Annotated in this window: 13 protein-coding genes and 1 pseudogene; 11 read left to right on the top strand and 3 right to left on the bottom strand. The window is 60.1% G+C overall.

All coding sequences use genetic code 11. The annotated features are described in order from the left end of the window. The first annotated feature begins 13 nt into the window (after nucleotides 1-13). The gene (locus QUG01_RS16715; protein WP_500831087.1) at nucleotides 14-1,192 is read left to right on the top strand and encodes a replication initiator protein A; all 1,179 of its coding nucleotides are present in this window, start codon (nucleotides 14-16) and stop codon (nucleotides 1,190-1,192) included. 205 nt (nucleotides 1,193-1,397) lie between these two features. On the opposite strand, the gene QUG01_RS16710 is transcribed toward QUG01_RS16715, so the two are convergent. The 3 genes from QUG01_RS16710 to QUG01_RS16700 all read right to left on the bottom strand — a co-directional run bounded on the left by QUG01_RS16710 (nucleotide 1,398) and on the right by QUG01_RS16700 (nucleotide 4,288). Further along, complete coding sequence (locus QUG01_RS16710) at nucleotides 1,398-2,744, bottom strand: type II toxin-antitoxin system HipA family toxin (protein WP_500831086.1); 1,347 nt, start codon at nucleotides 2,742-2,744, stop codon at nucleotides 1,398-1,400. A gap of 1 nt (nucleotide 2,745) precedes the next feature. After that, entirely contained in the window at nucleotides 2,746-3,009 is a 264-nt protein-coding gene (locus tag QUG01_RS16705) for a helix-turn-helix transcriptional regulator (protein ID WP_274772062.1), read from the bottom strand. 655 nt (nucleotides 3,010-3,664) lie between these two features. Then, on the bottom strand, nucleotides 3,665-4,288 hold the full coding sequence (locus tag QUG01_RS16700; protein ID WP_500831085.1) for a recombinase family protein: 624 nt from the start codon (nucleotides 4,286-4,288) through the stop codon (nucleotides 3,665-3,667). 355 nt (nucleotides 4,289-4,643) lie between these two features. Between QUG01_RS16700 and QUG01_RS16695 the strand changes: the two genes are divergently transcribed. From QUG01_RS16695 to QUG01_RS16650, 10 genes and pseudogenes are all read left to right on the top strand, one after another. Next, nucleotides 4,644-6,032 carry a phage tail sheath family protein gene (locus QUG01_RS16695; RefSeq protein ID WP_500831084.1) on the top strand — a complete coding sequence of 463 codons (1,389 nt, stop codon included), beginning with the start codon at nucleotides 4,644-4,646 and terminating at the stop codon, nucleotides 6,030-6,032. Between the two features lie 14 nt (nucleotides 6,033-6,046). Next, nucleotides 6,047-6,493 carry a phage tail protein gene (locus QUG01_RS16690; RefSeq protein WP_274772069.1) on the top strand — a complete coding sequence of 149 codons (447 nt, stop codon included), beginning with the start codon at nucleotides 6,047-6,049 and terminating at the stop codon, nucleotides 6,491-6,493. Between the two features lie 53 nt (nucleotides 6,494-6,546). Further along, on the top strand, nucleotides 6,547-7,041 hold the full coding sequence (locus QUG01_RS16685; protein ID WP_274772071.1) for a hypothetical protein: 495 nt from the start codon (nucleotides 6,547-6,549) through the stop codon (nucleotides 7,039-7,041). Then, on the top strand, nucleotides 7,038-7,202 hold the full coding sequence (locus QUG01_RS16680) for a hypothetical protein (protein ID WP_500831083.1): 165 nt from the start codon (nucleotides 7,038-7,040) through the stop codon (nucleotides 7,200-7,202). The genes QUG01_RS16685 and QUG01_RS16680 overlap by 4 nt, the downstream gene beginning before the upstream one ends. A gap of 18 nt (nucleotides 7,203-7,220) precedes the next feature. Beyond that, nucleotides 7,221-7,943 (top strand): CIS tube protein, encoded by a 723-nt coding sequence (locus QUG01_RS16675; protein WP_500831082.1) that lies wholly within the window; start codon nucleotides 7,221-7,223, stop codon nucleotides 7,941-7,943. Then, nucleotides 7,940-9,517: a phage baseplate assembly protein V gene (locus tag QUG01_RS16670; protein WP_500831081.1), complete on the top strand. Its 1,578-nt coding sequence runs from the start codon at nucleotides 7,940-7,942 to the stop codon at nucleotides 9,515-9,517. The genes QUG01_RS16675 and QUG01_RS16670 overlap by 4 nt, the downstream gene beginning before the upstream one ends. Nucleotides 9,518-9,527: 10 nt before the next feature. Beyond that, a complete protein-coding gene (locus QUG01_RS16665) occupies nucleotides 9,528-9,926 on the top strand; it encodes a GPW/gp25 family protein (protein ID WP_500831080.1) in 399 nt (132 codons plus the stop codon). Next, nucleotides 9,923-10,363, top strand: a complete 441-nt coding sequence (locus QUG01_RS16660) for a contractile injection system spike tip protein (protein WP_500831079.1) — start codon at nucleotides 9,923-9,925, stop codon at nucleotides 10,361-10,363. The genes QUG01_RS16665 and QUG01_RS16660 overlap by 4 nt, the downstream gene beginning before the upstream one ends. A gap of 31 nt (nucleotides 10,364-10,394) precedes the next feature. Further along, entirely contained in the window at nucleotides 10,395-13,952 is a 3,558-nt protein-coding gene (locus QUG01_RS16655) for a baseplate J/gp47 family protein (RefSeq protein WP_500831078.1), read from the top strand. A 10-nt stretch (nucleotides 13,953-13,962) separates the two neighbouring features. Then, nucleotides 13,963-14,515, top strand: a pseudogene (locus QUG01_RS16650) (hypothetical protein); the annotation flags it as partial.

Raw genomic sequence — 14,515 nt, 5'->3', positions numbered from 1 at the left:
GTCAATTTAAATTATGGACAGCTTGCTGCAACAGTTCCTTCAACTGCCAAAAGAACAACGCCAAAACTATCTACACCTGTTAAATCAACAAGTTCACCGAGAAAATGCCCTGCATATCTTGCTCACCCTGCCTGAACAAATCAGCTGGCTATTAGCCAAAGAAAAGCAGGATTGGGTCCAACTGAAATTTCTTGAGCAGAAAAGTGAGCAACGCCTTGCATTGCTATTACGCTTGTTGAACTTTCGTAAAATCACGCCTGAGCCACTGAAAACGTTTCCAACCAGCACCTTATCCCCAACGCCTTTAGAAAGCTTGGAGATACGGTCTTGGAAAAGCGATATTTTCAGCTTGGAGTTGCCACTATTTGCGTTAAGTGGTCAGGATATTACTGGAATATGGCAGTGGCAAAATCGTGGCGGTAGCCGTCAGCTTTGCATACGGGTGAAAGATCCCGCTTTAGGCCGCGCGACGATATATGACCGGGAATTATTGATCTATTTTTGTTCTCAGCTATGCCAACATCAATCTCAAGGATCTTCACTGACAAACCGACTGCGTTTCAGCATCGCTGGATTCTTGCGCGATACCGGCAGAGACCAGGGAGGGCGGGGCTACCGTGCGGTGGAGAAGAGTCTTCAGCGCTTATGCAATACAGAATTTGATTATTGCCAGGAGGGCCTGCTGGAGCTCAAACAACCGCTATTGGCAAGCTGGGTCAAACTCTCATATTCCGGAGAACAGCGGATAGAAGTCGAACTGCCGTCCTGGCTGCTGGACGCGGTACAGCGGCGCCAAGTACTCAGCTTGCATCCTGAATATCTGCAACTGAGAAAACCGTTGGCTAAGCGCCTTTATGAAATGGCTCGCAAACATTGTGGGCGGCAACGGGAGTGGCGCATAGGCATCGACGCCTTGCATCTGAAAAGCGGCAGCCAGTCCAGCCGGCGCGAGTTTCGACGCATGTTGAAAACCGTGCTGGCGGAAAGCCCATTGCCGGGATACCAACTGCTATGGGATGCCATCAGAGATCAGTTGCAAGTCATGAATATGGATCAGCCTTTATCGGGACTCCACCCACGGTTGAAAGGTAGCCGCATGATCTGGCGCCGGGAAAACAGCCACGTTTCATGCCAAATGAACGGGCAATTGCCCACGCTGCAACGGGAAAGCAAACGCAAAAAGAATGGGTAACCATCTGAATACAAATAAATATTTTACACTGTAATATGCGCGCGTTACTTAACTAAAAAACTTAATATCCGGTTCATTTCTCGTAGATGAGCCGGCTGCTTTCTACCAAGGATATTCCGAAACATTCGTATATTTAAGATGAAGAGGCTTTTAATAAGGTTCACACTTTATCGCGGCAGGGTAGGGTGACTGATGTCTGCAAAATCTATTTTTCGCCGGCAAGCTTTCCCGCTGCCAATTTGTCCCGCTGGCGACGGACTCCCTGAAAAATGGTGACAGCCACATCCTGAGGAAAATCCGCCGGCAATTCTTGAGAGACGGTTTGCAATACCAACTCAGTTTTTTCCAGCAGTTCATCGATCCAATCCGCAGCCAAGGCAGATGCCAACCCGGCCTGTCTGGCTTGAGCCAGCCAATGGGAATAACGAATACGCTCCAACAAATAGTGGTTGGCGCTGCCGCGCACTGCCATGGCCAGCTTGGCCTTTTGCAACGCGATCCTGCCGCGTCCTGTTCCAATGATGGGATGAGCGGACAAAATGTCGTACAAGGGTGTGGCCTGATATTGCCCGCCTGCCAGGTGGAACAGGCTGAAATTCTTGGCATGGCCATCTGTCGCTGCCAGCAGCCAGAAAACTAGCTGGGTCTTGAAGAAATTCATGCGATCGCGCTCTCGCGTTTGCGAGCCGCCCAGAATATCCAGAATGCGGCCAATACCGGGTCCGCCATCAACCTGGTATTTGAGATGCGGCGGCGTGGCTGTCGCCTGACACATGTCTTCCTGCGGCAGGCGCAGAATCCAATCGCCGTTTGCCGACAGCCTGCGGTCGAAACGTTCGACGACTAGAACCTTTTGTTCTTCGAACCGCGCCATTTGACACGTCGCCACCGGCAAACCGAAACCTGCGACCAGGCGCGAACATAGCCATTCGTTCTCCACCGAATGACTCATGTCCGCCTGCATGCCACCGACCAAGCCCAATGGAAGCTTGAAAATGTGCGTGGTGGGGGTGCTGCCCCGCGGCAATACCCAGCGGCCATCATGGAGCAATAGCGCGGTTTTTTCCTGAGCGCCGGCGATCGACAACCTCAGATCCGTGTCTTCTTCCCGCTGCCCGATCGGCTCCACCGCCACGGCCTGGCGCAATAAGCGCGCGATGCCCGCCTCATCCAGCGACTCGCCACGAATTGTCTGTAGATCGAGAGGTGTTTCATCTTCAGGCAGCAGCTGGATTGCGCCGACGCAATCCCGTCCCAGGACCGAAAGCAGTTGAAATGGGGACGTTTCGGCTAGGCGATGACGTTGCGCCAGCCTTCGGCGGATGGCTTCGCTGTCAGGCAGCAGATTATCGAAAAAGGCGGTGACTGGCGCGCCTTGATGCGGCGTGTTGCCGGGGAGGAAGGGGAGGGATAGAGACAAGGGACGCGCCTGTGGGTGCGCTAGCCAGTCATCGAAATAAACCAGGCGCTCGCCAGCGCGACCCAGCTCCCAGCTGCCGACTAGCAGACCGTTCATCCACACATGCAATCGTTGCTGCTTGCGGCGTCCCATGTCACCAGTCCTCGCCGGGCATCGCTACCACGGACCGCGAAGGTGAGGAGTCCGGACCAGACAAAGCCAACTCTGCATCCAGCGCACGCAAGGCCCGGTATAGCCGTTCCACGCTGGCCGCTGCGGGGTTGGCCTCCAGGCGGGCGTAGCTTTGCTGGGTAACGCCGAGGCGCGCGGCCAGCTGGGCCTGCGTCAGCCCCGCCGCTTTGCGCAGGCCGAGCAATAGTGGGCGCAGCTGCTCCAGAGTACGGACAGGGTAGTGCATGGAGAACTCCTAAAATACAGCTTTCAGGTTGTAAAAACAAAAAACATCATAAAGGTTGTATTTGGTTTCTACAACAAAACCAATGTAAAAGCATGTGTTTCCGATATGTTTTAATCGACTGGCCATCTTGATCCGCGAAGAGATTCCGCATGTTTCCGAAACCGTTTCCACGGTGTTCTCGCTTTTGAGTTCAATCATTGGATAAAAGCCCGCCAAGCACGAGTTCTTGGCCAAGGATGATCTTTCGCTTACCGGCCTGTCCGATGTGTTTGCGCTCTGTTCAAATGTTCGTCCTCTGGCGATGTCTCTTTGCCGTTGCTTCCTGTTTTCCATCATGGATGCTTGATGGTTTCCCTCCATGCAAATCACGTATCGCCTAGACGGGCTGAAAGTAAGACCTTCATCGAGGACAGGGTAGGGTTTGTAATACCGCCGGGAACCGGCGTGATTACAACCGGCTGTGTTCTGGGCGGCGCTCCAACACGCGATGGAAAAATCCGGCTGTGGATGCGGTCCAAGACTTGTGCGATTCGGTTTCCAAACCATGATCTATTCGAGCAATGAGAGGGAAAGCGCCTGCCTATACACTGCGGTGGGGATCATCAAGACGAGATGGATCGCCAGATGGGCGCCGAGTGGAAGAAAGCCAGGACGCTTATCGCGATCTACCCCTTGCCAGCAGTTTCTCGCCATCAGGCCGCAGCTCGCCCAAGGGGGAGACATGGCGGTACAGCGTTTGACGGGTGATCCCCAGCTCGGCGCACAGTTCCGCAACCTTGGTGCTGGGCTGACCCATCGCAGCTTGAGCCAGGCGTAGTTTGGCGGCGGTCATTTTATAGGGGCGGCCGCCATGGCGGCCGCGCGCGCGCGCCGCGGCCAAACCGGCCGTGGTGCGTTCGGAAATCAATTCTCGCTCGAACTCAGCCAACGCGGCGAAGATGCCGAAGACCAGCTTGCCGGCAGGGCTGGCGGTGTCGATGGCGGCGCCGTGCCCGCTTAGCACCTTGAGACCTATGCCACGCGCGGTCAGCTCGTGCACGGTGTTGACCAGGTGACGCAGGTCGCGGCCCAGCCGATCCAGCTTCCACACCACCAGGGTATCGCCGGGGCGCAGCGCCTTCAGGCACGAGGCGAGGCCTGGGCGGTCTTCACGTTTTCCCGAAGCCCGGTCCTCGTAGCATTGCTCCGCTGCGACGCCTGCGGCTGTCAGAGCGTCGCGTTGCAGGTCGGTGGCCTGGGTGCCGTCCGCCTTGGACACCCTCATATAGCCTATCAGCATAGTCGTATCCTTGTTGTCACTTATATGATCGATTATGTGACGTATGTTCCATACCGCCCGTCGGTAGCGAATCATGTCACTTAACAAGTCATTTATATTATGACTTACAAATGGAAAGATGAAAAAGATTAAGTGACTAATTTGGTATTCACACATGGTGGCGCGTCTTTGCCGCAAGGCGGCTAACGCCAGCTAAGATAGCCCCACTTTCACGGCCCAGTCCGTTTTCCGGCTCTAAGCTTGCCCGCAAGCGCCTGCCCCGTACGTTATCCCTTCCCACAGCCCCGCCCCGCAACCCGGCCCGTCGTAAAACGATGGGCCGGCGTGTCCCGGGTCAGATTAAGGATTTCCCTTCATGGCTAGTAAACCGTATACCACGCCTGGCGTTTATGTGACCGAAGTGTCCAACCTGGCGCCGTCGGTGGCGCAGGTGCCCACCGCCATTCCCGCTTTTATCGGCTATGTGCAAACCGCGCTGGACGATAATGGCCAAGCGCAAGACCTGAAAAAAGGGCCGGTGACGCGACGCATCAGCTCGATGTTGGATTACCAAAAATACTTTGGCGGCGGCGCGTCGTTGAAAGGCAAGGTGACCAAGTCTGCCTCTGGCCAATTCAGCTACCAGAGCGATGCCGACGCCCTGATCGCCAACAACTATCTGTATTACGCCGTGCAGCACTTCTACCTGAACGGCGGCGGCGATGCCTACATCATCGCCGTGGGCACCCATAGCGGCACCCATCTCGACGACGACTTCACCAAGGGCATAGAGAAGGTGAGGGAGTTGGATGAAGTCACCTTGCTGCTGGCGCCGGAAGCCGTATCTCAGACCAAGTACTACGCCAATATCGTCCAGAGCATGCTGAAGCAGGCCAGCGACCTGGGTGATCGCTTTGTGTTGATCGATACCGTCCCTGACGTGGATCACGCCGCCGCCGCCAAAGCGCTGCGGGATAACGTCACTGGTACGCTCGACACGCTCAAGTACGGCGCCGCTTATTATCCGAATCTGAGCACGACGCTGTCCCCTATGGTCGATCCGACGCAAATCACGTTGGTGAACATCAACGACAGCGCAAACAATCCAGTCAATACGCTGGACAAGCTGAACCCCGGTCAAGCCGAGTACGCTCAAATCATGGCCTTCCTGGCGCAACAGTATCCGGTGTTGCCGCCTTCGGCTGCGGTCGCCGGCGTCTATGCGCAAACCGACGGCAGCCGCGGTGTGTGGAAGGCCCCGGCCAATGTGCCGCTGGCCGCGGTCAGCGGCCCGAGCCTGGTCGTCACCGCCGATCAGCAAGGCAAGCTGAACATTGATCCTATCAGCGGCAAATCCATCAATGTGATTCGCGCTTTCACCGGCCAGGGCACCCTGGTATGGGGGGCCCGCACCCTGGCGGGGAACAGCAACGAGTGGCGCTACATCAACGTGCGCCGCCTGTTCAATATGGTGGAAGAATCGGTCAAGCTGGCCACCGCTTTCGCGGTGTTCGAGCCGAATGCGCCGATGACCTGGCTCAAGGTCAAATCGATGATCGACACCTATCTGATCAATCTATGGAGCGAAGGCGCGCTGTTTGGCGATACCGCCGAGCAAGCGTTCTACGTCGTGGTGGGCCTCGGCACCACCATGACCGAAGACGACATCAACAACGGTCGCTTGAACATCAAGATCGGCCTCGCCGCCGTGCGCCCGGCCGAGTTCATCGAGCTGGCCTTCTCCCACAAATCCATCAGCGCCTAAGCTAGGAGCCTGACATGGCCGTCAAAGCCTCAGATATCGCCAATACCTATCCTATTCCGGTCTATCGTTTCGTCGTCTCCGTCGGCGGCGAGTCGATGTCTTTCTCCGAAGTGTCGGGTCTGGACATTGCCTACGAGACCATCACCTACAAGCATGGCCTAGGCAAGATCCATATGCCGGGCCAGCAGTCGGACATCAACATTACGCTCAAACGCGGATTGGTGAAGAAGCAGACCCAGTTCTACGACTGGATCCACTCCATCTCGCTCAATCAAGTCGACAAGCGCGACATCACCGTCAGCCTGACCGATGCTACTGGTCAAAAACCGGTGGTCACCTGGAGCGTTTCCAACGCCTTTCCCAAAAAGTTGGCCGCGCCGAGCTTCAACGGCGGCTCCAACGAGGTATCGGTCGAGCAGCTTGAACTGATGGCGGACAACATCACCGTCACCTTCCACTAAGCCGCAAACCGGGCCGCCGCCGCGCGGCCCGGTCTTCTACAGGGAGAGCGCATTTGCAACCGATCGCCAGCCTGGCCAAGAAAGCGGCGAGCGCCGTCGCCAGCCCCCCTTTGCCGTTGCAGGCTTACCGTTTCGCCGTGTTCATCTCCGCCGGAATCTTGCCTTTTCTTACCGATGTGCGCTTCCAATCAGTTGGCGGCCTGTCGCTATCGCGCACGCTGAACTGGGAAAAGAACTACCCCGCCATCAAGGAGGGCGAACCCAAGACCCTCACGCTGCAACGCGGCTTGACCTCCATTGCCGACGGCGCCGTCTCGATGCTGTCGGCGACCAATCTGGCGCAGTTTCGTTTATGGGAGCGCCGGCTGCTGGCCTTAGACGTCCTGGTCGCCAGCATCGACATGAAAGGCGTGCCCAAGGCCGCGTGGAAATTTGATCGCGCTATTTTGACCAATGTGGCGTGGGGGGACCTCAACGCGGAAACCGGCAAGCTGATTATTGAAACCATGACATTCAGCTGCAAAAAAGTACGGCCCTTCACGCTGTGACCATTCTGATCAAAGAACTGAGCGTGCGCGTCGATGTGGTGTCGCGCCAAACGGATCCAGTCGCCGTGCCTCCGCCAGGCTACCGCCTCGCCGAAGCCGAGCGCCAGCGCCGCGAATGGCGGCAGGTTCTGCAACGCCAACGCCAATTGCGGCGCTGGTAGTTTTTCGAAGGAGTGCCGATGAATCCGAATGAATTGCCGGAGCTCACGCTGCAGGCCTACAGCGACATTGATCGCATCAGCAAAACAGGCAGGCCGCTGACGCTGGCCTATCGCAGCGAGAGCCTCCAGCTTTCGTTTAACAATGAATACGCCAAGGACCGCAGTCTGGGCAGCCCCAGCGGCGGTTTATCCTTTCAGGGCGGCGGCAGCAGCGAATTGACGGTGACTTTTCTGTTGTACGAAGGCGTGTATCGAGATGTGTTTAAGTTCACCGCCGGCCTCAACAGCATCCAAGGCCAACTGTCCCAGCTCTACGCCTGCTGCTACAGCATCGACGGCGGCAGCCATCAACCGCGTTTTCTCAAGCTGCAATGGGATAAAACGACACCCCTGCCTTATGGGCGCAAACAATTTCTAGGCGTGCTGCGCAGCATCCGGCTCAAGGCGGAAAGTGTCAGCTCCGATGGCAAGGCCAGCACGATGGCCGTCGAATGCCAGTTCGAGGAATGCATCAGCCGCAAACAGCGGCTCAAGGCCGCTAAGCTGAATTCCCCTGACCTGACTCATGTGCGTCAGGTGGTGGCTGGCGATAGATTGGACCTGAAGACCTGGAGCATCTATGGCGATAGCGCGCTCACCGCGCAAATCGCCCGCAATAACGACTTGGACAGCCCGCGCTTGCTGCGCCCTGGCATGACGATAGCGTTTCCGCCGTATCAAAGCGAGGAGGGCGCGGCATGACCGAAGTGCAATGCACCATAGGCTCGCTTACGCTCAAGACGGTGGATATCTATCGGCTCGAATACGAGGCCTGCGCCAACCAACCGACTCGGCTCAGCGTGCGGGTCGAAGCCGGCTTTTATGAAAAGCCTGAATGGATTAAGTCTATTGAAGCGCTGGCGATCGGCAGTGCGGCAAGCTTTCAGCTGACGCCGCCGGAGCAAAAGGCGCCATTGCTCTTGTTCAAGGGTGTTTTCAGCGAGCGGCGCTACTGTCTGGAAGACCAACAGTTGCATATGGAGCTGATTTGTCATTGCAGCGCTCTCAAAGCGGGCGAGGGCGTGCTCGGCTACGCCAAGAACAGCAAGATCCAAGACGACGCGCTGTTCAAGGAAGTATTGCAGAAAGCCGGGGTGACGCTGGCGGGCGCCCAGGCGCCGGCCAAGGCCGAATATTCGCAACGCGTCCTGCCGCCAGTCAGCCCCTGGCTATTTGTACGTCATCTGGCGGCTGCAAATGGTCTGGTCATCCTCAGCGACAAGGATGGCGTCAAGCTGCATAAGCCGCTGGCCCAAGGCACCCCCTTGCTCTTGAAAATGGCCGATCACCAGATCATAGGCATGGATTTGGGACAGAACGGCGAACGCGCTGTTCCCGCCGCCAAGGTGGACGCCTGGAGCATCAAAGAGCAAAAGGCGGTCGGCACCCAAAGCAGCCAGAGCGCGGGTCGGCTCAAAACGGTCGCCGGCAAGTTGGGACGCAAAACCATCACGCTGCGCCGCGGCGACCCCGCCAGCAAGGCAGTGTGCGAAGCCGAGGCGCTGGCGCGCGTGACGCGCGCGGCGCTGGCCTTTCAGCAAGGCAGCATCGAGCTGGAAGGCTATGTGGCGGTGAGTCCGGGAGGACAGATCAAAATCGACAAGGCGCCTAAGGCCTTGCAGGGGCCCTATTGGGTAGGCGGCGTCCGCCTCGAACTGGATCGCCAAGGATTGCGCACCGTTGTGCAGCTCGGGCTGGACGCCGAACGCTTCGATCCGCCCGCGCCTTTGCCGCCGCCGCCGCTGATGCATGGCGTGATCCAGGCCTATAAGGAGGATCCAGACGCCTTGCAGAGGCTGCCGGTCAAGCTGCAAGGCTTGTCCGAGCCGGACAATGTGGTATGGGCGCGCCTGGCCACGCCTTTGGCGGGCAAAGAGCGCGGCTTGTATCTGCCGCCCCAAGCCAACGACGAAGTCATCGTCGGCTTTCTGGGCGAGTGTTGGGACCATCCGGTCATCCTCGGTGCTGTGCATAACCCCAGGCAAAAACCGCCTTTCCCATACGGCAAAGAGATGCCCAAGCACGCCTTGGTATTGGAGAAAGACAAGCTGCAGCTGGCTTTCGACGCCAAGGACAAGAACATTGTTTTGGGCAGCGACGACAAGACCGAGTTCAAGCTTTCCGCCAAGGAGGGGCTGGCGCTGGAGTCGAGCCAAAGCAAGCTCGCGCTTCGCGGCAAGAAGGGCCTGCTGCTTACCGCGCCCGATAGCAGCATAGACATGCAGGCTGGCGGCCAGATCGAGATCAAAGTGAAGACCTTCGTCAATATCTCTTGAGGACCATCCGATGGATTCATACGCGTTCTTGGGCCAGGGCTGGGCCTTTCCGCCGCGCTTCAGCCAACCTGGCCAACCCGTTTTGCTGGCCGGCGAGACGCTGGTGCAGCAGTCCATCCGTCTGATTCTGGGCACGGGGCCGGGCGAACGAATCATGCGGGCGGACTTTGGCTCGCAATTGGCTTCGTCGCTGTTTTCCAGCATTGACTCCGACACCTTGCACGAGCTGGAACACAGCGTGCAGGACGCCTTGCTCAAGCTGGAGCCGCGCATCGACGTCAACGATGTGTCCGCCAGCATGGGGGACGATCCCGGCTGCGTGCTGCTGGCCATCGATTACACCGTGCGCGATACCAATACCCGCAGCAATCTGGTCTATCCCTTCTATCTGACCGAGGCCTCGCTATGAGCAAGCAAGTGCTGGTCGGCGGCGACCAGGTACTGTGCAAGGGCATGTTAGGCCAGGCCATGCTGCTGGGCGCGGTGCCTTTGCCGCTCACCGGCACTGGCCATAAGCTCAAAGTGGGCGGCAAGCCAGTGGTGCTGGAAAGGGACATTGGCAAAGCCAAGCTGCCGGCACCATATATCGCCGGTGCCTTCGCCATTCCTGGCGTGCTGTTGCTGCGGGCCGACAAAGAAAAAAGTGGACAGCTGAGCACCAAGCTGAAGGTGATTCGCAAGAGGGTCCTGCTCAAAGTCGCGGCACCTATCAAGGCTAAGCGAACCGCGCCGGCGATGAAGCCGAATCCACCGCCGGCACCGCCGCAACCGGACAGCAACAGCGAATACCTGGCGCCGCAAGGCGGCACCCCCATCGCCCCGCCCGGCAAGCTGAAAACCGTCTGACGCTTTTTCCTCCTCTTTCCCTGAGCTCCCCATGCCTTCCGATACCCCAAATGTTTCTCCGTCCAGCGGCAGCCTGCAAACGCAACGCGCGTTGTCGGCGCAAGATCCGGCCACTTTCAGCGTGGAAGAGCGCGACAGCTTGGATTGGTTGACCGTGTGGCAGGCGCTAACGGAACGATTGCGCTTTTATGGCCTGGACGGTCAGGAAGCCGGACGCTGGACCCGCCTGTTGCCATCGCCGGATAACTGGCCCGCCCTGGCGGCCTGGGTCGATCACGGCGCGCCGCTGCCGGCGGCCTTGCAAGCGCGCGCGGCCCAACCCGACATGGCGTTGCTGCTGGCTTTCCTGCGGCTGCAACGCCATCCGCGGGCGGCCTTTGCCGCGCTGACCGAGCGTCATCGCCAGGACTACTATCGTCGCCGGCTGGCGCTGTCGCCCAAGCCAGGCCAGCCGGACGAAGCCGATGTGCTGTTGACGCTGAATGACGATTTCACCGCCTTCACCCTGCCGGCGGGCTGCGATTTTGACGCCGGATTGGATGACAACGGCGCGCAAAGACTGTACCGCAGTCTGGATGCCTTGCCGTTGACGCATGCCTCTTTGCAACAGACGGTCAGCCTCGGGCAAAGCCGCAGTCCGGATTCGGCGTCTGGTCTTTCCCAAGCGCAATTGCTGCGCCGGCGCTGCCAGGATGCGGCTGCGGGCTTGGATTGGGCTGCCGACGGCAACCAGGTGGTCGGCGAAACGCCGCGCGCCACCCTGGACTCGGCGCGCGAGCAATGGCAAACCTTGGGCGTCCGCCTTGCTTCGCCCTTGCTGTCGCTCTCCGCGGGGCGGCGGTCTGTCACGCTGGTCTTCGGGGCGGCGGAGAGTTTGGGCTGGACCCAGGCGCTGCGGCGAGTCGGCCGGCTTGCCGATAATGCGCTGCCTGCGCTCGCCGTTTGTTTCAATCAACGCTGGCAAGCGCAGCTAAGTCTGGCTGACGGCAGCTTGCCGCTGGGACCGGCCGAGCTGAAATGGGAGGGGCAAGGGCTGGCGATGCGCTGGAACTTGGAGCCGACGGCGCCGCCGATCAGCGGCGCAGCCGGCGAAACGCCGTGGCTCGATTTGACCTTGCGCCCAGACGACGGCGGCCGGGTGTTGGGTTTGGACAGCTGGCAGAGCTTGCAATGGGCCGACCTTGTCCTGCGGACCGAGTGCGACGGCCTGCCCGTGCAGGCGGGGCGCAACAGCGCTGGCACAGTGGATGTCAGCGCCGCTTTCGACGCTTTTCCGGGACCGGTGAGCAATGGCGCCCGCTTATGGCTGGCGCACGGCGAGTGGTGGAACAAGCCGCTGACCCAGCTGAAGGTTGCGCTCGATTGGGAAGGCCGTCCGGCTAGCCTGGACAGCTATTACCAACTTTATAAAGACACCGTCGGCATGCCGACACCGGCGGCAGCTGTGCGCCTGGTCGTGAACCCGACTAGCGGCTATCGCGACGGCGAGTCCCGCCAAAGCATTCTGAACGCGGATACGGAAAATTTGAGTTTCTCCTTGTCGCGCGACGCCGCGCTTGGCTTGGCGCCGTTGCCGGACGCGCTGCCGTCCGACCCGCAACAGTGGCCGAACTGGTTCGCGCTGGAGTGGAGCGGCGGCAGTTTCGGCCACGCCGAAGAGGCCCAGGCCGGCAGCGTGCTGGCCGGGCGCTATACCGCCGCCTTGCTGCAATGGAGCCAGCAAGCCGGTTCGGCGGCGACGCTGCGCGCGGAATCGAACAGCGTATCGCCGCCGGTCGTCATCGCGGACGGCAACAATTCCAGGTGCAGCTGGACGAGCGACGAGAAGGCGGCGCAGCAGCTGACGCTCAGCTATGACCGGCAAGTATTCGCCGCGGGTCTGGCATTGGACATCGGCGGGAAAGCCGGAGCCTTCGCGGGCACCAATCCACAGCTGTGGGCCAGCGCGGACGGCATCAACTGGCGCAAGCTGTTGGATGTGGACGCCGGCGCGCTGGCCAACGGCCGCGCGGTCTATGCCTTGCCTGGCCAAACCGGCTATCGCTATTACCGCTATCAGGCCGATGCCGCGCCGGGCCAGGCGATTACGCTGGCCACGCTGGCCTTGCAATTGACGCCGCCGCCGCTGCCGCAACCGGCATTCCTGCCGCCGCCGTACACCCCGCGGTTGAGCGCTGTCCGCGTCGGTTACGTCAGCGAGGCCCGTCTGGGGCAGGATCTGACGCTGCTGCAATACCACCCGATCGGCCTGTTGTCCTCGCCTCAGCAAGCTGGCGTCAGTCCCGCGCTGCCGTATTCGCCGGTCGCCGGCGAAATGGGCGCCGGCAGCGGCTTGTATCTGGGAATCGCTAGCCTGGCCACGCCTTGCGTGCTGACGCATCGTCCCGATGTCGTCAGCCAGAACAGCGCGCCGCCGGCCGCCCCCCTGCAGTGGAAGGTGTTGACGCCGACGGGCTGGCTGCGGCTGCAAACCGACAAGCAAGGCCAGGCCGGCGATATCGCCGCGGTATTGAGCGACCAAAGCAATGGTTTGTGCAACAGCGGCATTGTCCGTTTGCGTCTGCCCAAGCTGTGGCAAGACGCGCAAGGCTTGAGCTGGATCGCCATCGAACAGCCTGCGGACAATGAATCCCAGGTCGCGCCACCGGCTTTTTCGCGCCTGTTGCGTTTGGACCTGCATGCGGTGCGGGTTCGCTATGTGGGAGAAGATGAAACGCATTTGGCCGCCCCCTTGCCCGCGCGAACCATCGTCGGCCTAGTGCCGCCTCGGCCCGAAATCAGCGGGGTCGCGCAACCGGCGCAATCGCAAGAAGGCCATCCCGGGGAGGATGCCGCGGCATTCGCCATCCGGGCCGCAGAGCGGCTCAGCCATAAAAACCGGGCCTTGTCCGCGCGAGATTACGAGCGGCTGGCGCTGGACGCGTTCCCGAAACTCGCGCTGGCGCGGGCGGAGCGCGATCTGTCAGGCCCCGCCCGCGTAAGGCTAATCGTGGCGCCGCGACCGGATCGGCCCGGTCTCTTGCAACCGCAGCCCACGCGCAAGCTGCAAAACGACATCGCCGCCTATATGGCAGGCCGCCTGCCGCCGGGCGTGGCCATGACCATCAGTCCGCCGCGCTACCGTGTGTTCCGTTGCACCAACATCCTGGTGCTGAATCCTGATTACGACGCCGGCCAGGCCTTGCAAAACTTGAACCAGCGACTGGTGGATTTCCTGTCGCCTTGGCAGCGCGGGCAAGGCCGCGCGGTCTACCTCAGCGACATCAGCCACTTTCTCAGCGCTCAGCCCGAAGTGAAAGACGTGGTGGCGTTGCGCAGTGCCTATCAGGACGAGCAGGGCGGCTGGATCGCCAACTACCAGCCCTGGCTGGACACCGCCGCGCGTCTCGGCAGCCTGACGCAGGCCGACTTGCTGGTGCCGGCGGAGCAGCACTTGTTCGTGCAATTGTCTGACAGCGGGCAATTGTTCGAAGGCGTCGGCGCCATGGAAATCGAATTCGATTTTGAAGTGGCCTTCCCCTTGCCATCCGCCCCCCCCATGCCGATCGGCGCTGGCCGCATTGGCCTCGACCTTGTCCTTCCCCACTGACTGGATACTTATGACACTCTTCGCTTTCCCTTCCGAACAGACGCGCCTGGAAGCGTTGCGCACCCGGCTCAAATTGCAATTCCAGCATGGCGCGCTGCCCACGCAAGAAGACTATTACCTGCTGATCGATTTGCTGTGCGACTGCGTGCTGGTCGCGCAGTCGCTGCAAGCTGGGTTCGCGCAGCCGCGGGATGTCCGGATCGACGCTGACGACCCGCTATTCCTGGCGCTGGAGCAAAGAGACGTGGAAATAGAACAGCGCCTGCAGCGTTTGCAGACGCAATTGGATGGGCTGAAACCGACGGCCGCAGCCATTGCCGTGCCGGCGGCGGAAACCGAGTTGAGCGACGCGCCGACGCCTGTGATGGAGCCGTCACCGGCGGTGGTCGGCGACGAGGCGGAACCTATGGTTCAAGCAGCCGCGATCGAGACGCCGGCTGAGCCCGTCGCCGCCGCGGAAACGCCGGACACGCAGGCCGCCGCGCTGGCTGCTGAAGCCGCTTTAAACGAGGCGCAGCCTGCAACGGCGGAGCCATCCCCGGCGTCAGCCCATGACGAAGCGG

The sequence above is a fragment of the Chromobacterium sp. CCUG 76385 genome, from assembly GCF_059916625.1.
This window is presented reverse-complemented; position numbering and strand designations above follow the sequence as displayed.